This is a genomic window from Klenkia marina (assembly GCF_900101025.1).
Taxonomy (GTDB): domain Bacteria; phylum Actinomycetota; class Actinomycetes; order Mycobacteriales; family Geodermatophilaceae; genus Klenkia; species Klenkia marina.
Window position 1 is genome coordinate 91,942 of record NZ_FMUH01000007.1, and the last position, 18,246, is coordinate 110,187.

Below are 18,246 nucleotides of genomic sequence, written 5' to 3' on the forward strand. Positions count from 1 at the left end.
ACTCAGGCCTTCTTCTGCGCGGTCTCCACCGAGATCAGGGCCAGCAGCAGCGACCAGCCCAGGGCGACGGCCAGCAGCAGGTCGGGCACGTCGCCGAGCAGCAGGCCGATGATCAGCGGCACCGTGCCCAGGATGCCCAGGTCGAGCCCGCGCACCAGGGTGACCGTGACGCTGGTGGGCACGGCCCCCATCGGCGACGACAGCACGGGCCCCGACCAGTCGAGCTCGGGCCGGTACCCCCCGCGGACGACGGCGCCGGCCCACGCCGGTGCGGTCGCGGCCCCCAGCGCGGCCCACTGCCAGCCCAGCCCGGCCACCCCGGCGGACACCGCGCACACCAGCACCAGCGCCGCGGTGGGCACGATCGCCCGGGCCCGGACGACGTCCTTGGCCCCCAGCGGCAGCGCACGGTCGGCGGCGGGTGCTGCGTGCGCGCTGCGCGACGGCTCGCCCAGCGCGACCGCGGCGATCGACCAGCCCACGACGACCGCCACCGCGACCAGTGCCGGCACCCCGCCCAGGCCGTCGGTGCGCGCCGCCAGCACCGGCAGCGCGGTGCCGATGGCCAGCTGGCCCCAGCGCCACGGCGACCGGGCCAGCACCGCGAGGTCACCGGCCACCACCGCCTGCCACGGCTGGCGCACCCAGGCCCAGGTCCGCGTGCGCCGCGGCGGGTGCACCGGGGTGCCCATCGCCCGACCCAGTTCACGGGTGTCCAGCGACAGCGCCGAGGCCGAGGCGACGAAGACGGCCGCGCCGCGGTCGCGGAGGGCACCGGCCCGCAGCCGCCCGGTGACCCGGTCGGCGGCCAGCAGCGCCGCCGCGGCCAGCGCCACGAGCACCCCGGCCAGCACGGGCAGCGGGACGCCGGGGCCACTGGGCACCCAGCCCCAGGTGCCGATCGTGCCCACCACCGCCGGGACGACGACGGCCACCGTCGCGACGGCCCCGGCCGCCGGCGCCACCCAGCCGGTGAGCTCGCGGGCCTGCAGCACCACCAGCACCCCGACGGCGGCCAGGGCGAGCAGCACCGCGGCCAGCACGCCGACCGCCACCTCGGGCACGGTGGGCGCGGTCGGCGCGGCGAGCACGACCGGGAGCGCCACCACCACGGCGGCGACGACGGCGACCCAGCAGGTGCGCACCAGCTCGCCGCGCAGCAGGCCGCGGCGGTCGGCGGGCAGCGGCAGCCACCAGGCCGCGGTGGCCGGGGTGGCGCTGACCGGGCCCAGCCGGGACAGCAGGGCGACCACCCCGGCGGCGACCAGCAGCGCAGCGACCAGCGCGGTCAGCTCGCCGGGCAGGTGGGTGGCGGCGGCCTCGGGGCGGGCGGCGATGCGCTCGCGCAGCGCGGAGAAGGCACCGCCGAACACCGCCACCACGACGCCGGCGACGGTGAGCGCGCTGAGCACGTCGCCGCCGAGGGTCAGCCAGCTGGTGTCGGCGCGGGCGGCCGTGGCCTGCCGGGTGGCCCGCCGGACGCCGGCCCCGGTGAGCTCGCGGGTCGGGTCCGCATGCATCACTCGTGCAGCATCGCGACGGCGGCCTTCGGCGAGACCACGGTGCACGCGTCGTCGTCGACCACGAGCACCCGCCGGGCGACGGTGGACAGGAACTCGGCGTCGTGGCTGGCGAACACCACGGTGAGGCCGTCGGCGACGTCGGCGGCGATGCGGGCGGCGAGCTGGCGGCGCATCTGGGCGTCCAGCCGCCGCTCGGGCTCGTCGAGCACCATGAGCCGGGCCGGCCGCACGAACGCCGCGGCCAGCGCGAGGCGCCGTCGCTGGCCCGACGAGAGCGCCGAGGGCAGGGCGTGCGCCCGCTCGGTGAGCCCGAACTCCTCGACCTCCTCGGCCACCACCTCGTCGGCGTCGGCGACCCCGTGCCCGCGTGCGGTGAGCAGCAGGTGCTCGGCCCCGGTGAGCGAGGGGAAGAAGGCGTCGTCGTCGAGCACGGTGACGACGTCGCGGCGGAAGGCGGCCTCGCGCTCGTCGACCGGCCGGCCGTCGAACTCGACCGTCCCGCCGATGGGCGGCAGCAACCCCACCAGGGTCTGCAGCACCGTGGACTTGCCCGCGCCGTTGGGGCCGATGACCCCGAGCGCGGTGCCGGCCGCCACGGCGACGGTCACCGGGGCGCAGACGGGCTCGCCGCCGTAGCCGACGGACAGGTCGTGCACCTCGAGCAGCCCGGTCTTCGCCATCGCCGGCAGCCTAGGGGCCGAACCTGTGCCCGGTCGGCCTCCGGTCCGGTCCCGGGCGGGACCGGACCGGGCCGGGCGGGTCACTCCGTGCGGCGCTGCTCCTCGCGGGTCTCGACCGCGGCCTCGACGAACGGCTCGGCCGGCGAGGGGATCTCCGGCGCGGGCACCGGGCGGCCGGGCAGCACCAGGTTGAGCACGATGGCCACCAGCGCCGAGACGACGATGCCCGAGCTGAACAGCGCGCCCCACTCCCCGGCGATGCCCGCGATGGCGTCGGGCGCCGAGGCGATGCCCCGGCCCAGCGCGATCGACAGCGCCACGATGAGCAGCGACCGGGTGTCCAGACCGTTCTTGCTGAGCAGCTCGATGCCGATCGCGCAGACCATGCCGAACAGCACGAGCACGCCACCGCCGAGCACCGCGGGCGGGACGGCGGCGAGCACCGCGGCCAGCTGGGGCAGGAGTGAGAGGGCCACGAGGACGACGGCGCCGATGGTCACCACGTGCCGGCTCATCTGCTTGGTGAGCGCGACCAGGCCGATGTTCTGGCTGAACATCGTCGTCGGCAGGGCGCCGAACACCCCGCCCAGCACGGCCGACCCGCCCTCGGCGAGGATCCCGCCGCGCAGCTCGCGGCGGGTGGCCGGCCGGCCGGCCCCGCCCTCGGTGACCGCGTGCACGGTGCCCACCGAGTCGACCATGTTGACCACGCCGACGATGGCCATCGAGGCGATGGCGACGACCTCGAAGGAGACCCCGAACTCGAAGGGTGACGGGAAGGCGACCACCGGCCGGTCGGCCGCGCCGGAGAGGTCGAGCAGGCCGAGCGGGATGGCCACGACGTAGCCGACGACCACCGCGATGAGCACCGAGGCGGCCTTGGCCAGCCCGCGGGCGAACTGGTTGAGCACCACGGTGAGCACGAGCACGAGCCCGGCGACGCCGAAGTTGGTCCACGAGCCGAAGCCCTCACGGCCCACCCCGCCGGCGGCCAGGTTGATGCCGCTGGGCAGCAGGCCCAGGCCGATGACCAGGATGATCGTGCCGGTCACCACGGGCGGGAACAGGAACGCGATCTTGTGGATGCCCAGGCCGATCGCCACCTGCACCAGCGCGGTGACCAGGACGCCGCCGAGCACCGCGGGCAGCCCGCGCTCGGCGGCCAGCGGGACGGCGACCGCGATGAACGCGAACCCCGACCCCATCATCAGCGGCAGTCGACTGCCCACCGGGCCGATCCCGATGGTCTGCAGCAGCGTGGCCAGCCCGGCGCAGAGCAGCGCGGCCTGGACCAGCAGCACGGCCTCGCCGGTGGTGGCGCCGATGACGCCGGCCAGCAGGATCGCCGGGGTCAGGTTCGAGGTGAACATCGCCAGCACGTGCTGCAGGCCCAGCGGCACGGCCACGCCCCACGGCGGCATCGCATCGGGGTCGCTGGGGTCCCGCCGCACCTTCGCGGGCTTCGTCGTCGCCATGTCGCGCATCCCCCTGCCTCGTGCGGGACCCGCCGTCCCGCCGTGGGGCGAGACTGCACCGTCCCGGTCACAGCCGGGTCACAGATCCGTGTCGGGTCCGCTCCAGTCGACCGCGGCCAGCAGGCCCGCCAGGCGCCCGCCGCGGGCGGGGTGCACCTGGGCCACCCAGGCGACCCGACCGGCCAGGTGCCGGCGCAGGGCGTGCCGGTCGCCGTCGAACGCGGCGAGGTCGGCCGCCGAGGGCCCGCGCCGGACGGCGTTGGTCAGCCGGGCGCGCAGGGCGTCGAGCTCGGCCCGGGGCAGGGACGTCCGGTCGTTGACGACGACGCCGGTCACCGTCTGCCGGGCACCGCGCCCGCGCACGCGGGTCTTCGTGGGCTGCACGGTGAAGCCCTCCTCGGCGACCACGGCCGCGACCCGGTGCCGCAGCCCGGCCGTGCCGCGCCGGCCGGAGAACGTGAGGTCGTCGGCGTAGCGGGTGTAGACCGCGCCGGCCGACGCGGCCAACCCGGCCAGTCGACGGTCGAGCCGGTGGGCGGCGAGGTTGGCCAGCTGCGGCGAGGTGGGCGCCCCCTGCGGCAGGTGCGGGAGGGCGAGCGCGGCGCGCACGTGGTCGCGGGCCCCGGGGGTGCCGCCGGCCGGCATGGTGGCCAGGTCGTCGCGGGTGGCCCGGGTGGTGCACAGGCCGGTGATCAGCGCGGCCACCGGCTCGGGGTAGCCGGCGCTGCGCAGGGTCGCGAACACCCGGCCGGAGCGGACCGTCGCGAAGAAGGCGGCCAGGTCCATGGTCAGCAGCTGCTCGGCGCCCACGTGCTGCCGGGCGCCGGTCAGCGCCGAGCGGCCGGCCACGAAGCCGTGCGCTGCCGGGTGCGGCGGCACCGGGGCGAGCACCGCGTCGAGCAGCACCCGCTGCACCCGGCGCAGCCGCGGGGTGGGCACCTCCACCAGCCGGGGCACCCGGCCGGGCCGGGCCAGCCAGTGCCGGCGGTACAGCTGGAGGTGGCCGGCGGGTTCGGTGCGCTGCCGGTCGAGGGGGTCGGCGTACCAGCGCAGCTGGTCGAGGTCGGTGGCCAGCAGCTCGGCGACGTCGGACAGGTCGTGCAGCGGGTGCACCGGCCACCGGGCGCGGCCCATGCGGGTGGCCGTCGGCAGCCACTCGCGCACCCGGGGCTCGGGGACCGGCGGCGGCAGGTCCTCCTCGTCGTCGTACCCGGGCGGCTCGGCGGGCGGGTGCTCCCGGGCGGCGCTGAGGTAGCGGGCGAACTCGCCCGGGGCGTCGCGGGGCGGCTCCCGCCAGGCGGCCACCGTGGCCGCGGCCAGGGCGGGCAGCCAGTCGGGCGCGGGATCCAGGGCGCGGCGGCCCCGGGCGGTGAGGCCCTCGACGGTCCAGGGTCCGTCGGCCAGTAAGGCAGTGGCCAGCGCCCGCGCGGTGCGCTGCTCGGGGGGCTGCTTCACGTGGAACAGCGGGGTGCGGTGGTGGGGGTCGACCTGACCCGTCGTCCCGGCGTACGCGTGCGCGGAGCGCACCGACACGCCGGAGGCGTGGTGGTGGAGGCTGCGTGCGGTCCCCGGGGCATCCCCGGAGCTGCCGCGCCGACCTGCGGAGCGGCACCCTCGACCGCCCACCACCGCATGCCCGACACCCTCCCAGAACCCCCTTCCGGAGCGCTACGGTGCCGGACGTGACCCGTGCCGTCGTCCTGCTCCGCGGGATCAACGTGGGCCGCGCCAAGCGCATCGCGATGGGCCCGCTGCGCGAGGCGCTGACCGCCCGGGGCCACGGTGCCGTCGTCACCCACCTGCAGAGCGGCAACGTCGTGCTCGACACCGACCTCGACGAGGCCGCCCTGGCCGCCGACGTGCACGCCTGCGTCCGGGAGGAGTTCGGGCACGACGTCGACGTCGTCGTGCGCACCGGGGCGGAGCTGGCCGACGTCGTGGCGGGCGGGCCGGTCGCCCTGCCCGCGGGCACCGAGCTGGCCCCGAAGCGCTACCTGGTCACCTTCCTCACCGCGGTGCCCGCGCCGGCGGCGGCCGCCGCCGTCCCGGTCGCCGGCCCCGGGGACGGCGCGTGGGCTCTCGTCGGCCGCGACCTGCACCTCTGGCTGCCCGACGGCGTGATCGGCACTCCGGTCGGCGGCTGGCGGTGGGACCGCCTGCTCGGCACGGCCGGCACCGGCCGCAACTGGACGACGGTCGGCCGGGTCGCCGAGCTGGCCGGGACGCCGTGACCGAGGCACCCGCCCCGGGGACCCCGGGGCCCCGCCCCGCCCCGCACGTGGTCGAATGGCGCGGGTCCAGGCCCACCCGCGCTGCAGACCGACGGCCGGGTCGACCACGAGGAGGGTCCGCGTGAACCGCGAACCGACGAGCCCCGTGTGGCCGTCGGCTCCCCCGCCGGCCGCCGAGCAGGGCCTGACCTGGAGCCTGGACCACGTGTCGCAGCTCCCCCGGGTGCGCGCGCAGCTGCGCCGGCACCTGGCCGAGGGCCGCAGCGAGGACCCCACCCCCGAGTCCACCGACCTCGACGACCAGCTCGTGCTGGCCTTCGACGAGATGGCGTCGAACGCCCTGCGGCACGGCGGCGGCGGCGTGGTGGCGCGGGTGGCGCCGCACGGCGCCTCCTGGCTGGTGGAGGTCTGCGACGAGGCGCCGGTCTCCCCGCCCACCCCGGCGGTCGACCGCGACCCCAGCCAGGGCGGGCTCGGGCTGCACCTCATCGCCGAGATGGCCACCGCGCACGGCTGGCACACCCACGGCCGCGCCAAGAGCGTCTGGGCCCTGCTCCCCCGGTGACCGAGGGCGTCGACGCGGTGCTGGCCCGCGCGCGCGAGGGCGTCGTCCGGCTCGACCCGGCGCAGACCGCCGCGGCGCTGGGCCGGGGTGCATTGGTCGTCGACACCCGCACCGAGACCCAGCGCGCCGAGCAGGGCGAGATCCCGGGCGCCCTGGTCATCGACCGCACGGTGCTCGAGTGGCGGCTGGACCCCACCGGCAGCCACCGCATCCCCGAGGCCACCGGCTGGGACGTCGAGGTGGTCGTCGTCTGCCACGAGGGCTACAGCTCGTCGCTGGCCGCCGCGAGCCTGCGCGCGGTGGGCCTGCACCGGGCCACCGACCTGGTGGGCGGGTTCGCCGCCTGGCGCGATGCCGGGTTCCCGGTCGACCGCGGCCCGGCCGACGTCCGCCGCTGACCCCGTCGCGGACGCCGTCGCCGGGCCCGGCGCGGGGGCCGGCGCCGGACCTCAGCGGCCGACGGCGTAGCCCTGCATGCCGCGGGGGTTGGCAGCCGCCGTCAGCAGGCCGGTGCTCGGGTCGGCGCTCACCGCCGACAGCCGGCCGAGCGACCAGGCGTCGGCCACCACCACGGTGTGCCCGCGGCGGCGCAGGTCGGCGATCACCTGCTCGCCCACCCGCGACTCCACGACCACCTCGCCGGGCACGGTCTCGCGGGGGTAGAACGACGACGGGAAGCTCGTGGTGTGCCAGGCCGGGGCGTCGATCGCGGCCTGCAGGTCGAGCCCGCGCACGGTGTGCGCGAGCCAGAAGCACAGCTGCCACTGCTCCTGCTGGTCACCGCCCGGGGTGCCGAAGGCCAGCCAGCGGCCGGTGCTGCGGTCCTGCGCCAGGGTCGGGGTGAGCGTGGTGCGCGGCCGTTTGCCCGGGGCCAGGGAGTTGGGCAGGCCGCGGTCGAGCCAGAACATCTGCGCCCGGGTGCCGAGCGCGAAGCCCAGCTCGGGGATGGTCGGAGAGCTCTGCAGCCACCCGCCCGAGGGGGTGGCCGAGACGACGTTGCCCCAGCGGTCGACGACGTCGACGTGGCAGGTGTCGCCGCGGGTGGTGCCGTCGCGCTCGGTGATCTGCTCACCGGTGCGCTGGACGGTGGGTTCGCCGACGCCGGCCCCGACGGCGAAGCTGCCGGACGGGTCCGTCACGTGCCGGGGGAGCCGGGGCGGGCGCCCGTCGGGTGACCCGGGCCGCAAGGTCAGGCTTGCGGTGTCACCGACGAGCGCCCGCCTCTCAGCGGTGTACTGCGGGTCGAGCAGGTGATCGAGCGGGACGTCGGGCACGTCCCCGTACCAGGCCTCGCGGTCGCCCATGGCCAACTTGACCGCCTCGACGGTGGCGTGGACGACCTCGGCCGATGGCGCCTGCTGCCCTGCTCCCTCGCCCGGTGCCAGTGCGGGCACACCGTCCAGCATCGCCAGCGTCTGCAGCATCGCCGGTCCCTGGGACCACGGCCCGGCCTTCGAGACGTCCCACCCTCGCCAGTCGGTCGTGACCGGGGGCTCGTACGTCGGCTGCCAGCTGGCCAGATCGTGCCCGGTGAGGAAGCCCGCATGGTCGCGACCGGAGTCGTCACGCACGGGGCGCCGGGAGAACACGTCGATCGCATCGGCGACGAATCCGGAGTACCAGGCCGCGAGCGCCGCATCGATGCCTGCCTCCCGGGAGGGTCCGCGCGCTGCGTCGAGCAGCCGGCGGTACGTGGAGGCGAGAGCTGTGTTGCGGAACAGGCGGCCCGCTGCCGGAGGAGCTCCGTCGGCGGCGAGCCAGGTGGCGGCCGAGGTCGGCCAGTGGGTGGAGAAGTGCTCGGAGACCGAGGCGACGGTCGCTGCCACCCGTGGGGAGAGCGGGTGGCCGGACTCGGCGTACTCGACCGCGAAGCGGAGGACGGCGTCCAGCGGCAGGCTGCCGTGGTCGCGGAGGAGGGTCAGCCAGGCACCGACAGCACCGGGGACGGTGGCCGCGAGCAGGCCCGTACCGGGGACCAGCTCGAGACCGAGTGCCTCGAACGCTTCGATGGTGGCTGCGGCCGGGGAGATCCCCTGGCCCGAGAGCACGGCGGCCCGGCCCGCGAACCCACCGGCCCCGCCGCGGGCGAACACGATCGGGACCTCGCCACCCGGGCCGTTGAGGTGCGGCTCGACGACGTGGAGGACGAAGCCGGCAGCGACAGCGGCGTCGAACGCGTTCCCGCCGGCCTCGAGCGTCGCCATGCCGGCTGAGCTGGCGAGCCAGTGCGTCGAGGCGACCATGCCGAAGGTGCCGGCGAGTTCGGGACGGGTCGTGAACACCGGTCCAACCTACGAGCCCCACCACTGGGTCGCAGGCTGCCCGACCCCGAGGTGCACGAGGTCCAGGCGACTCCCCGCACCACCGCACGACGTCGCGTCCTGACTGCAGGACGGGACGCCGGGACCGGCGCGGGAGCGGTCACCCGGCGCAGCGGCGCCCCTGCCGGGAACGCGCGGGTCGAGCTGGCGGGCCGGGGCGACGTCGGCCCGGGGAGCTCCCGCATCGGTGCGGGGTCGTCGTCGGGGGCGCGGTGCCGGGACGCGGGCGAGGCCGTGGGCGTGCTGGGCAGCTCGCGCATCGGCACCGGGTCGTCGTCGTCCGGGGCGCGGTGCCGCAGGTCGAGCTCGGCCTGCGCCGCTGCGGCCGCCAGGGCCGCGGCGGCCGGCCGGCCCCAGGCGAGGTTCTCGCCGTCGGGCCCGGCACCCCAGGAGGCCAGGCGGTGCAGAGCGGCGCGGACCCAGGTGATGAGCCGGGTCAGGGTCAGCACCGGCGACCGCCGGGGCCGGCGCGGGTGGGCCGGGACCAGCCGGGCGACGGTGAACGTCTGCTGGCCCTCCACCGCGGCCCGTGCCCGGGCGACCCGCTCGGCCGACGACAAGCTGGTCAGCGCGACCGCCCGCTGCCGGGCGTCGTGGTCTGCCGCTGCCCGCAGCCGAGCAGCGCTGCTGGGCCGGATGACCGGGTACTGCAGCGTCTCGGACATGGGGTTCTCCTCTCCTGCTCGAAGCGTGAGCCGCAGCCGGGGAAGGGACTGCGGTCAGGGAGAAGAGTGGCTCGTGGGGCGCACGGGAACGGTCGTCCGCGACACGTCACCGACGGCGCGTGACCGAACCGTTGCGCGGGCCGCGCCGCGGGCCGGTGACCAGCCCGTCCGGCGGTTCACATGTCGACCCGAATCGGTGTTTTCGCAGGTCGGACTGTGAACGCCAGCCGGTGACCCCAGGACGCGTCGGGTGGGGCGGGCGTGTCGCGTGTGACGGAGGGGGTCAGCGGTGGTGCGCGACGGCGGGGTCGGCACCCACCGCGCGCAGCGCCTGCACCAGCAGCGCACCCAGCGGACCCTCGGCGACCGTGTAGTAGACGAACGTGCCCTCGCGGCGGCCCTGCACGAGCCCGGCCAGCCGCAGCTTGGAGAGGTGCTGGCTCACCGCGGTGGCCGAGGTGCCGGCCAGCTCGGCCAGGCACGCCACGTTGCTCTCGCCCTGCGCCAGCGCCCACAGCACCGAGAACCGGGTGGGGTCGCTGAGCATGCGCAGCAGGTCGGTGGCTTCCCGCACCTGGGCAGGGTCGGGCATCGCGAAGTCGTCGATGCCCTGGTGCATGGCCCGGATCCTAGTGCGGCAGGCTCTCCGACGTGACGGCACGCACCCCTCTGGTCATCGACACCGACCCCGGCATCGACGACGCCCTGGCGATCCTGCTCGCCCTGGCCAGCCCGGAGGTGGACCTGCAGCTGGTCACCACGGTGCACGGCAACGTCGAGCTGGCGCAGACCACGCAGAACGCACTGCGGGTGCTGCACCTGGCCGGGCGCCCCGACGTCCCGGTGGCCGCCGGTGCCGCCGGCCCGCTGGTGCACCCGCTGCCCGAGCGTGCCGGGCACGTGCACGGCGCCGCCGGGCTGGGCGGCGTGGAGCTGCCGGCCTCGCCCGCGACGGTGGACCCGCGGCCCGCGGTGGTCGCCCTGGCCGACCTGCTCATGGCCCACGAGCCGGGCACCGTCACCGTCGCGCCGATCGGGCCGCTGACCAACATCGCGTTGCTGCTGCACGTGTTCCCGGAGGCGGCGGCCCGCATCGGCCGGGTCGTGTGGATGGGCGGCTCGGCCACCCGCGGCGGCAACGTCACCGCCGCGGCCGAGTTCAACGCGTGGGCCGACCCCGAGGCCGCGCAGGCGGTGCTGCGCTCCGGTCTCGCGGTGACGATGGTGGGGCTCGACGTCACCATGCCCACCGTGCTGACCGAGGCCGGCATCGAGCGCTTCCGCGACACCGGCGGGCGGGTCGGAAAGACCGCCGCCGGCATCCTGCGGCAGTACGTCGACTCCGCCCGCGACCGCTACGGCATCGACGGCGTGGTGGTGCACGACGCGCTCGCGCTGACCGAGGCGATCGTGCCCGGCACGCTGACCACCACCCGGCGGGACGTCGTCGTCGACACCACGCTGGGTGCCGGCCGCGGCCAGACGCTGGTCGACCGCCGCGCGGTGGCCGGGCACGGGGTCGAGGTCGCCGAGTCCGTCGACAGCGCCGCCGCGGTCGAGTTCCTGGTCGAGCGCCTCAGCTCCTACGGGACCTGAGGCCCAGTCCCGCACCGCGGTCTCCTGGAACAGGGCGACCTGCAGGCCGGCCGGCTCGGCGAGCCGGGAGTCGACCGACCGCCACGGCCTCAGCACCAGCTCGGCGCCTGCGTCGCACCGGACACTGCAGGAACGGCTGCGCGACGAGGTCCAGCGCCTGGAGGACCGACGTCGCGAGCTGGCCCGGCAGGTCGCCGTGCTCGCCGACCTGCTCTTCGAGCAGCCCCCGCTCAGTGCCCCGCGGGGGTCGGGCCGACCGGCGGCCTGACCACCAGGACGACGACGACCGCGACGACCACCGCAGCGCTCAGCGACACCGGGACCGGCAGCAGCGGGTCGGCCAGCACCAGCACCGCGCCGGCCGGGACGACCGCGTTCACCAGCCCGTCGGCCACCGGGCGCACCGCGATCCACCAGGTGCCGAGCAGGAACACCGCGATCGGCACGGTGACGGTGAACGAGGCAGCGACCTCCGAGAGCTGCGAGCCCCCGGTCTGGCTGTCGATCTCGACCTCCACACCCGCGGAGAAGGCCCCGGCGGCGGCGAAGACCGCGTAGTGCACGTAGCCGTAGCTCAGCGACTGCCGCAGGGTTCCGATGGCGTGGTGGTGCGGGGGCCAGAAGTAGACCCACCAGAGTCCCGCGGTGACCACGAGGGCGAGGACGGCGGTGCTGATCAGCGGGGCCAGGGCCTCGTCGTCGTGCAGCGCCTCGATGACCGCGTTCGCGCTGGCCAGCAGGCTCTCACCGAGCAGGATCAGGGTGAACAGCCCGAACCGCTCGGTGAGGTGGTGCGGGTGCCAGGGCGTCGTCCCCTGCCGCTCGGCGACCACCGGGACGGCGAGCTCCCCGGCGACCAGCACCAGGTAGCCGACGACGGCCGCCGTGCCGTCGAGGGCGAGCAGGGCCACCCAGAGCACCTGGAGCCCGGCGATGCCGCCGGCGTAGGTCAGGCAGGTGCGACGGTGCTCGGGCGAGGCGCGGGCGGCGCGCAACCACTGGGCGACCATCGCCACCCGCATGACCACGTAGCCGACCACGACGACGGTGATCGGGTCGCCGGCGAACACGGCGTCGATGCCGGCGGCCAGCACCAGCACCCCGGCCATCTGCACGATGGTGAGCACCCGGTACAGCCAGTCGTCGGTGGCGAAGCTCGTGGCGAACCAGGTGAAGTTCATCCACGCCCACCAGACGGCGAAGAACACCATCAGGTAGTGACCGACCCCGGCCAGCACATGACCCTCGGTCAGCTCGTGGTGCAGGTCGACGGCGGCGATGCTCACCGCGACCACGAACACCAGGTCGAAGAAGAGCTCCAGCGAGCTGGCGGTCCGTCCCGGTTCGTGGGGGTCGCGCGGTCGCATCGGGGTCAGCAGCACGACGACGGTCTACCGCACGCCGGGCCCGGACGGGAGCATGTCGGCATGGCCGCCGCCGACGAGACCGGACCCTTCTTCCACGGCACCGCCGCGGACCTGCGGCCGGGCGACCTGCTCACCGCGGGACGGCCGTCGAACTACCGGCCCGAGATCACGATGAACCACGTCTACTTCACCGCACTGGTGGACGGCGCCGGGCTGGCTGCCGAGGTGGCCGTGGAGCTGACGTCGGGCCCGGCCGCCCCGCACGTGTACGAGGTCGAGCCGACCGGTGCGTTCGAGGACGACCCCAACGTCACCGACAAGAAGTTCCCGGGCAACCCCACCCGCTCCTACCGCAGCACCGACCCGTTGCGGGTGGTCCGCGAGGTCGACGGCTGGACCCGGCTCACCCCGGAGGCGCTGCAGGGCTGGCGCGACCGGTTGACCGCGTTGCTCCACGTGGAACACGCCGAGATCGACAACTGACCGTCAACCCATGGTTGACGAATGAGGCTTCGTCAACCTACGGTTGACGGCATGACCTCCCCCGTGCGCCTGGACCACCTCATCGAGACCGTCGAGCAGATGCACCCCGACCCCCTCGACCGGCTGGGCGGCGCGGTCGCCATCGGCGAGCGCCTCGGCGAGGTGGCCGACCACCTCGTGGGCCACTTCGTCGACGAGGCCCGCCGGGCCGGTCTGTCCTGGACCCAGATCGGTGCGGGGATGGGCGTGACCAAGCAGGCCGCGCAGAAGCGGTTCGTGCCCAAGGAGGGCAGCAACCCCTTCGAGCGCTTCAGCGAACCCGCCCGGCGGGCGGTCATCGGCGCTCAGGAGACCGCCCGCGGCGCGCGGGCCGGCGAGATCGGCACCGACCACCTGCTCGTGGCGCTCCTGGACGACGACGGCGTGCGCGAGCAGCTGCGCGCCCTCGACGTGGACCCCGCCCAGGCCCAGGAGCTGGCCCGGGCGCGGTGCGGCACCGGCACCGGTGAGCCGCCCGCGCTGATCCCGTTCGACTCCCCCACCAAGGCCGCCTTGGAGCGGGCCGCCCGGACCGACGACGCGACCATCACCCCCGGGCACCTGCTGCTCGCCGTCCTCGTCGGCGAACCGGCCGACGGCGTGCTCACCGGGCTGGGCCTGGACCGCGCCCGGCTGGCAGCCGCGCTCAGCTGAGCTCGTCGACCACCTGCTGGGCGCGGTCGCGGTCGGCCTCGGCGCGCTGCAGGTCCTCCTCCGCGGCGGCCCGGTCGGCGTCGGCCTGCTCGGCGTCGTGCTCGGCGGTGGTCGCGTCCTCGTCCGCCTGGTCGGCCCGCTCGCGCGCCTGGGCCAGCGCCTCCTCGAGCTCGGCGACCCGGGCGCGCGCGTCGTCCCGGGCCTTGCCCGCGGCGGCTGCGGCCTGCGCGGCTTCGCGGGCGGCCGCGGTGGCCTCGTCCAGCTCGCCGGCGGCGTCGTCCACGGCCGTGCGGGCGGTGCGCAGCGTGGTGCGGGCGGCCCGCAGCTTCTCCTCCGCCTCCCGGCGGGCGGCCCGGTCGGCCTTGGCGGCGCGGGCCGCGTCGAGGTCCACCGGCGGCGGGGGCGGCTCGGCGGGTGCCGCGGCGGCCGGACGGCGGGGCGGACGCCCGGTGGTCGACGTGGCCTCCGGCGTCCCCAGCCCGTTGTAGGTCAGCGCCCCCGTCAGCCGGCCGGCCAGCACCACCTCCGCGGCGGCCGGGTCGGCGACGGCGGCCTTGAGCGTCTCCTCCACCTGCACCAGCACCTGGTCGCTGACCGCGTGCCCGGCGCGGCGGGCGAGCTTGCCGGCCTCCCGGGCCAGCGCCCGCACCACCTGGCGACGCTGCTTGTCCAGGGCGCGCAGCTGATCGGGGTCGAGGTCGTCCTGCGCTCGGCGGAGCAGGTCGCCCAGCTCGACCAGCTCGGTGACCTGGTCACCGGCCTCCCGCACCAGCAGGTTCACCACCCAGCCGGCCAGCGTGGGCTTGCCCAGCTCGCCGATCCGGCGGGCCAGCCCCTTGTCGGTGCCCTTGGCCGCGGCGACGGCGTCGGTGCGGGCCGCGATGAACTCCGCCGGCAGCACCGCGTACAGCTGGTCGGCGACGTCGTCGAAGCTCGGCACCCCTCTAGGAGACCAGACCCTCGCTGCGCATCCAGTCCAGTGCCACGTCGACCGGCTCCTCGCCGTCGACGTCGACCCGGCGGTTCAGCTCGATCATCACGTCGTCGGTGATGAGCGGGGTGATCTCGGCGAAGACGTCGGCCAGCTCGGGGTGCGCCTCCAGCGTCGGCGTGTAGAGCACCGGCGCCACGTTGTAGGCGGGGAAGAACTGCCGGTCGTCCTCCAGCACCGTGAGGTCGAGGGACTCGATGCGGCCGTCGGTCGTGAACACCTCGCCGAAGTTGCACGAGCCCTGGTCGGTGGCCGTGTAGACCGCGCCGGTGTCCAGCGTCGACACGTTGTCGCGCGGGACGCCGTCCGGGCTGCCCAGCGGCAGGTCGTAGGCCTCGAGCATCGGCACGAAGCCGTCGTTGCGGCTGGCGAACTCGGCCTCGACGCAGAACGTGCGCTCCTCGACCGGCAGGTTCGCGATGTCGCTCAGCGAGGCGACGCCCAGCTCGGCGGCGGCCTCGCTGCGGATCGCGAACGCGTAGGTGTTGTTCATCTCCGCCGGCGGCAGCCACGTGAGGTCGTTGGCCAGGTCGGCCTCGCGCACGGACTCGTACTGCTCGGTGCGGTCGGGGATGCCCTCGGGCTCGCTGAGGTAGGTCAGCCAGGCGGTGCCCGTGTACTCCCAGTTCATGTCGATCTCGCCCGACGTGGCCCCCGTGCGCACCGGCACCGAACCCGGGATGTTGGTGCGGTCGAGCACGTCGAACCCGGCCGTCTGCAGCGCGATCACGGCGATCTTGCCCAGGATCAGCTGCTCGGTGAAGTTCTTGCTGCCCACCACCAGCTCGACGCCCTCGGCCCCGTCCACCGGCTGGATCGAACCGGGCGAGGCCTCGGGGGTGTACTGGTTGGCCGCCTGCAGCCCGCACCCGGCCAGCAGCAGGGGGACGGCGAGCAGGGCGGTCGCGGCGCGGCGCATCAGAGTCCCTTCGGGCGGGCGACGGTCTCCACGACCCGGCCGACCCAGTCGACGGCCAGCGCGAGGAGCGCGACCAGCAGGGCGCCGCTGTAGAGCAGCGCGTCGAGGTTGAGGTTGATGCCGGTGGTGATGAGCAGGCCCAGGCCGCCGCCGTCGATGAAGGTGGCCAGGGTCGCCGTCCCGACGAGCAGGACGAGGGCGGTGCGGACGCCGGAGAGCATCACCGGCACCGCCAGCGGCAGCTCCACGCGCAGCAGCACGGCCAGCGCGCTCATGCCCATGCCGCGGCCGGCCTCCACCAGCCGGGCGTCGACGCCCTGGAGGCCGACCATCGTGTTCCGCAGCACCGGCAGCACCGAGTAGAGCACCAGCGCGACCACCGCCGACCGGAAGCCGAAGCCCAGCCAGGTGGCCAGCAGCACGAAGAGCCCGATCGCCGGCGCGGCCTGGCCGGTGTTGGCGATGCCCAGCACCAGCGGGGTGGCCCGGCGGAAGGGCCCGCGGGTCAGCAGCACGCCCAACGGGATGCCGATGACCAGGACGACCACCGCCGAGACGGCGACGAGCTCGAGGTGGTCCACGATGCTGCCCAGCAGTGCGCTCCAGGCCAGCGGGCGGGCCTCGGCGTCGGTGAGGTCGGCGGTGGCCCGCCACACGGCGAACGCGCCGAGGGCCACCAGCACCAGCACCGGCTGCAGCAGCAGGCCGCGCCAGGAGAAGCCGTCCCGCCGCCCGCCGGGCTCGACGTCGGCCTGCGCGTCGACGGCCGGGTCGACCGCCGGGTCCGTCGCGCTGGTCATCCGCGGGTCTCCCCGCGGGTGGCCTGGATCGCGGCCATGACCTGCTCCACCACCAGCACGCCGGCCACCGAGTCGCGGCGTCCCGTGACGACGACGCCGCCCTGGCTGGCGGCCAGCATGGTGTCGAGGGCGTCGTTCAGCGTGGAGCGCAGGCCCACCACCGGCAGCCGGTCGTCGCGGGTGCCGGGCACCGACGTCGTCCGGGAGAGCTCGGCGACCGAGGGCCAGCTGACCGGGCGGCCGCGGCCGTCGGTGACCACGACGTACTGCTCACCGGCCTCGGTGGCCCGGGCGACGACGGCGGCGCTGTCCTCGCCCACCTGGGCGGTGATCGGGGTGTGCAGCTCGGTGTCGGCGACCCGGGTGAGGGTGAGCTGCTTGAGCGTGGCGCCGGCGCCCACGAAGTCGGCGACGTAGTCCTCGGCCGGCTCGGCCAGGATCGCCTCGGGGGTGTCGTACTGCACCACCCGGGCGCCGACGTCGAACACCACGATCTTGTCGCCGAGCTTCACGGCCTCGTCGAAGTCGTGGGTGACGAAGACGATCGTCTTGCCCAGCTCCTCCTGGATGCGCAGCAGCTCGTCCTGCAGCCGCTGGCGGGTGATCGGGTCGACCGCCCCGAAGGGCTCGTCCATGAGCAGCACCGGCGGGTCGGCGGCCAGCGCGCGGGCCACGCCGACGCGCTGCTGCTGGCCGCCGGAGAGCTCCTTGGGGTAGCGGTCGCGGTAGACCTCGGGGTCCAGGCCGACCAGGTCGAGCAGCTCGTCGGTGCGCTCGGCGATCTTCTTCTTGTCCCAGCCGAGCATGCCGGGCACGATCCCGATGTTCGTGCCGACGGTCATGTGCGGGAAGAGGCCGCCGGCCTGGATGACGTAGCCGATGCGGCGGCGCAGCCTGTCCGGGTCCTGGCCGGTCACGTCCTCGTCGCCCAGGAAGATCTTGCCGCCACTGGGCTCGATGAGCCGGTTGAGCATCTTCAGCAGCGTGGTCTTCCCGCAGCCCGAGGGGCCGACGAACATGACCGTCTCGCCGGCCGCGATCTCGAGGTCGACGGCGTCGACGGCCGGCTTCTGCTGGCCCGGGTACCGCTTGGTGACGCCCTCGAGCCGGATGGCGACCCCGCTGACGGTGCGCTGGTCCTGGACGGTGGTCTCAGACACGGATGCCCTTCGAGGTGGTCAGGCGGCCGACCAGCACGAGCACCACGTCGAGGACGAGGGCCAGCAGGACCATCGCGATGGTCCCGACGAGCGTGGCGTTCAGCGCGTTGGCGCCGCCCAGCCGGGAGAGCCCGGAGAAGATGAGGCTGCCGAGGCCGGGGCCCAGCACGTAGGCGGCGACGGCGGCGATGCCCATGACCATCTGGGTCGAGACCCGGACGCCGGCCAGGATCACCGGCCAGGCCAGCGGCAGCTCGACCCGCCGGAGGGTGGCCCAGCGGCTCATGCCGATCCCCCGGGCGCTCTCGACCAGCGACTGGTCGACCCCCGCCAGCCCGACGACGGCGTTGCGCAGCACGGGCAGCGCGGCGTAGAAGACCACCGCGACGACCGCCGGGGTGATGCCGAAGCCGAACGGGGCCAGCAGCAGGCCGAGCAGCGCGAACGAGGGGATGGTCAACCCGATGGCCGAGATGCCGTTGGCCAGGCCCGTGATGCGCGGGCTGCGGTAGGCGAGCACGGCCAGCCCGACGGCGAGGACGGTGGCCAGGGCCACGCACTGCACCACCAGGCTGACGTGCTGGTAGGCCTGGAACGCGATGAGCTCGCGCCGGTCCACGAGGTACTGCCACACGGTCGCTGACCTCCCGGACGACGTACCGGGAACCACCCGATCCGAATATTGGACGTCGACCGTGTCACAGCAGCCCCACCCGTCGCACGGTGGAGCGGGTCACGATGTGGTCACGGACCAGGTTTGCCGGGCGCCGCGGCGGC

The 18,246-nt window shown here is 75.4% G+C and carries 18 protein-coding genes; 6 read left to right on the top strand and 12 right to left on the bottom strand.

The window, feature by feature from the left end:
* Nucleotides 1-2: 2 nt before the first annotated feature.
* The 4 genes from BLP29_RS18200 to BLP29_RS18215 all read right to left on the bottom strand — a co-directional run bounded on the left by BLP29_RS18200 (nucleotide 3) and on the right by BLP29_RS18215 (nucleotide 5,211).
* The gene (locus tag BLP29_RS18200) at nucleotides 3-1,520 is read right to left on the bottom strand and encodes a DUF6297 family protein (protein WP_133379275.1); all 1,518 of its coding nucleotides are present in this window, start codon (nucleotides 1,518-1,520) and stop codon (nucleotides 3-5) included.
* Nucleotides 1,520-2,203 (bottom strand): ABC transporter ATP-binding protein, encoded by a 684-nt coding sequence (locus tag BLP29_RS18205; protein ID WP_092807194.1) that lies wholly within the window; start codon nucleotides 2,201-2,203, stop codon nucleotides 1,520-1,522. The genes BLP29_RS18200 and BLP29_RS18205 overlap by 1 nt, the downstream gene beginning before the upstream one ends.
* 80 nt (nucleotides 2,204-2,283) lie before the next feature.
* Complete coding sequence (locus tag BLP29_RS18210; RefSeq protein WP_165839441.1) at nucleotides 2,284-3,678, bottom strand: uracil-xanthine permease family protein; 1,395 nt, start codon at nucleotides 3,676-3,678, stop codon at nucleotides 2,284-2,286.
* A gap of 78 nt (nucleotides 3,679-3,756) precedes the next feature.
* Complete coding sequence (locus tag BLP29_RS18215; RefSeq protein ID WP_092807198.1) at nucleotides 3,757-5,211, bottom strand: reverse transcriptase family protein; 1,455 nt, start codon at nucleotides 5,209-5,211, stop codon at nucleotides 3,757-3,759.
* A 149-nt stretch (nucleotides 5,212-5,360) separates the two neighbouring features.
* Here BLP29_RS18215 and BLP29_RS18220 point away from each other — a divergent pair, with 149 nt between their 5' ends.
* From BLP29_RS18220 to BLP29_RS18230, 3 genes are all read left to right on the top strand, one after another.
* Nucleotides 5,361-5,909, top strand: coding sequence for a DUF1697 domain-containing protein (locus tag BLP29_RS18220; RefSeq protein ID WP_165839442.1), 549 nt, complete (start codon nucleotides 5,361-5,363; stop codon nucleotides 5,907-5,909).
* A 121-nt stretch (nucleotides 5,910-6,030) separates the two neighbouring features.
* On the top strand, nucleotides 6,031-6,474 hold the full coding sequence (locus BLP29_RS18225; RefSeq protein ID WP_092807202.1) for an ATP-binding protein: 444 nt from the start codon (nucleotides 6,031-6,033) through the stop codon (nucleotides 6,472-6,474).
* On the top strand, nucleotides 6,471-6,872 hold the full coding sequence (locus BLP29_RS18230) for a rhodanese-like domain-containing protein (RefSeq protein ID WP_092807204.1): 402 nt from the start codon (nucleotides 6,471-6,473) through the stop codon (nucleotides 6,870-6,872). The genes BLP29_RS18225 and BLP29_RS18230 overlap by 4 nt, the downstream gene beginning before the upstream one ends.
* Before the next feature lie 51 nt (nucleotides 6,873-6,923).
* Here BLP29_RS18230 and BLP29_RS18235 read toward each other — a convergent pair whose 3' ends face one another.
* Together BLP29_RS18235 and BLP29_RS18240 are read right to left on the bottom strand one after the other, a co-directional pair.
* On the bottom strand, nucleotides 6,924-8,756 hold the full coding sequence (locus tag BLP29_RS18235) for a gamma-glutamyltransferase family protein (RefSeq protein ID WP_092807206.1): 1,833 nt from the start codon (nucleotides 8,754-8,756) through the stop codon (nucleotides 6,924-6,926).
* 987 nt (nucleotides 8,757-9,743) lie between these two features.
* Nucleotides 9,744-10,079 carry an ArsR/SmtB family transcription factor gene (locus BLP29_RS18240; protein ID WP_092807208.1) on the bottom strand — a complete coding sequence of 112 codons (336 nt, stop codon included), beginning with the start codon at nucleotides 10,077-10,079 and terminating at the stop codon, nucleotides 9,744-9,746.
* Between the two features lie 32 nt (nucleotides 10,080-10,111).
* Here BLP29_RS18240 and BLP29_RS18245 point away from each other — a divergent pair, with 32 nt between their 5' ends.
* Nucleotides 10,112-11,056: a nucleoside hydrolase gene (locus tag BLP29_RS18245; RefSeq protein WP_092807210.1), complete on the top strand. Its 945-nt coding sequence runs from the start codon at nucleotides 10,112-10,114 to the stop codon at nucleotides 11,054-11,056.
* 230 nt (nucleotides 11,057-11,286) lie between these two features.
* On the opposite strand, the gene BLP29_RS18250 is transcribed toward BLP29_RS18245, so the two are convergent.
* Nucleotides 11,287-12,438, bottom strand: a complete 1,152-nt coding sequence (locus BLP29_RS18250; RefSeq protein WP_207798589.1) for a low temperature requirement protein A — start codon at nucleotides 12,436-12,438, stop codon at nucleotides 11,287-11,289.
* 45 nt (nucleotides 12,439-12,483) lie between these two features.
* Between BLP29_RS18250 and arr the strand changes: the two genes are divergently transcribed.
* Both arr and BLP29_RS18260 read left to right on the top strand, forming a co-directional pair.
* On the top strand, nucleotides 12,484-12,906 hold the full coding sequence (arr, locus tag BLP29_RS18255) for an NAD(+)--rifampin ADP-ribosyltransferase (protein WP_092807212.1): 423 nt from the start codon (nucleotides 12,484-12,486) through the stop codon (nucleotides 12,904-12,906).
* Between the two features lie 51 nt (nucleotides 12,907-12,957).
* Nucleotides 12,958-13,599: a Clp protease N-terminal domain-containing protein gene (locus BLP29_RS18260; RefSeq protein ID WP_092807214.1), complete on the top strand. Its 642-nt coding sequence runs from the start codon at nucleotides 12,958-12,960 to the stop codon at nucleotides 13,597-13,599.
* Here BLP29_RS18260 and BLP29_RS18265 read toward each other — a convergent pair.
* From BLP29_RS18265 to BLP29_RS18285, 5 genes are read right to left on the bottom strand one after another with little or no spacing between them, the layout of a single operon-like run.
* A complete protein-coding gene (locus BLP29_RS18265; RefSeq protein WP_092807216.1) occupies nucleotides 13,592-14,539 on the bottom strand; it encodes a hypothetical protein in 948 nt (315 codons plus the stop codon). The two genes, BLP29_RS18260 and BLP29_RS18265, sit on opposite strands and share 8 nt — an antisense overlap.
* Before the next feature lie 4 nt (nucleotides 14,540-14,543).
* Complete coding sequence (locus BLP29_RS18270; RefSeq protein ID WP_092807218.1) at nucleotides 14,544-15,509, bottom strand: glycine betaine ABC transporter substrate-binding protein; 966 nt, start codon at nucleotides 15,507-15,509, stop codon at nucleotides 14,544-14,546.
* Nucleotides 15,509-16,309 (bottom strand): ABC transporter permease, encoded by an 801-nt coding sequence (locus BLP29_RS18275; RefSeq protein WP_092807220.1) that lies wholly within the window; start codon nucleotides 16,307-16,309, stop codon nucleotides 15,509-15,511. Before BLP29_RS18275 ends, BLP29_RS18270 begins: the two co-directional genes overlap by 1 nt.
* On the bottom strand, nucleotides 16,306-17,469 hold the full coding sequence (locus tag BLP29_RS21860) for an ABC transporter ATP-binding protein (RefSeq protein ID WP_092807222.1): 1,164 nt from the start codon (nucleotides 17,467-17,469) through the stop codon (nucleotides 16,306-16,308). Before BLP29_RS21860 ends, BLP29_RS18275 begins: the two co-directional genes overlap by 4 nt.
* Complete coding sequence (locus BLP29_RS18285; RefSeq protein ID WP_092807224.1) at nucleotides 17,462-18,103, bottom strand: ABC transporter permease; 642 nt, start codon at nucleotides 18,101-18,103, stop codon at nucleotides 17,462-17,464. Before BLP29_RS18285 ends, BLP29_RS21860 begins: the two co-directional genes overlap by 8 nt.
* Between the last annotated feature and the right edge of the window lie 143 nt (nucleotides 18,104-18,246).

Bases quoted from the DNA above. Each gene is read 5' to 3' on its own strand.
- BLP29_RS18200 (WP_133379275.1), bottom strand. From the start codon at position 1,520: ATGCATGCGGACCCGACCCGCGAGCTCACCGGGGCCGGCGTCCGGCGG.
- BLP29_RS18205 (WP_092807194.1), bottom strand. From the start codon at position 2,203: ATGGCGAAGACCGGGCTGCTCGAGGTGCACGACCTGTCCGTCGGCTAC.
- BLP29_RS18210 (WP_165839441.1), bottom strand. From the start codon at position 3,678: ATGGCGACGACGAAGCCCGCGAAGGTGCGGCGGGACCCCAGCGACCCC.
- BLP29_RS18240 (WP_092807208.1), bottom strand. From the start codon at position 10,079: ATGCACCAGGGCATCGACGACTTCGCGATGCCCGACCCTGCCCAGGTG.
- arr (WP_092807212.1), top strand. From the start codon at position 12,484: ATGGCCGCCGCCGACGAGACCGGACCCTTCTTCCACGGCACCGCCGCG.
- BLP29_RS18260 (WP_092807214.1), top strand. From the start codon at position 12,958: ATGACCTCCCCCGTGCGCCTGGACCACCTCATCGAGACCGTCGAGCAG.
- BLP29_RS18270 (WP_092807218.1), bottom strand. From the start codon at position 15,509: ATGCGCCGCGCCGCGACCGCCCTGCTCGCCGTCCCCCTGCTGCTGGCC.
- BLP29_RS18275 (WP_092807220.1), bottom strand. From the start codon at position 16,309: ATGACCAGCGCGACGGACCCGGCGGTCGACCCGGCCGTCGACGCGCAG.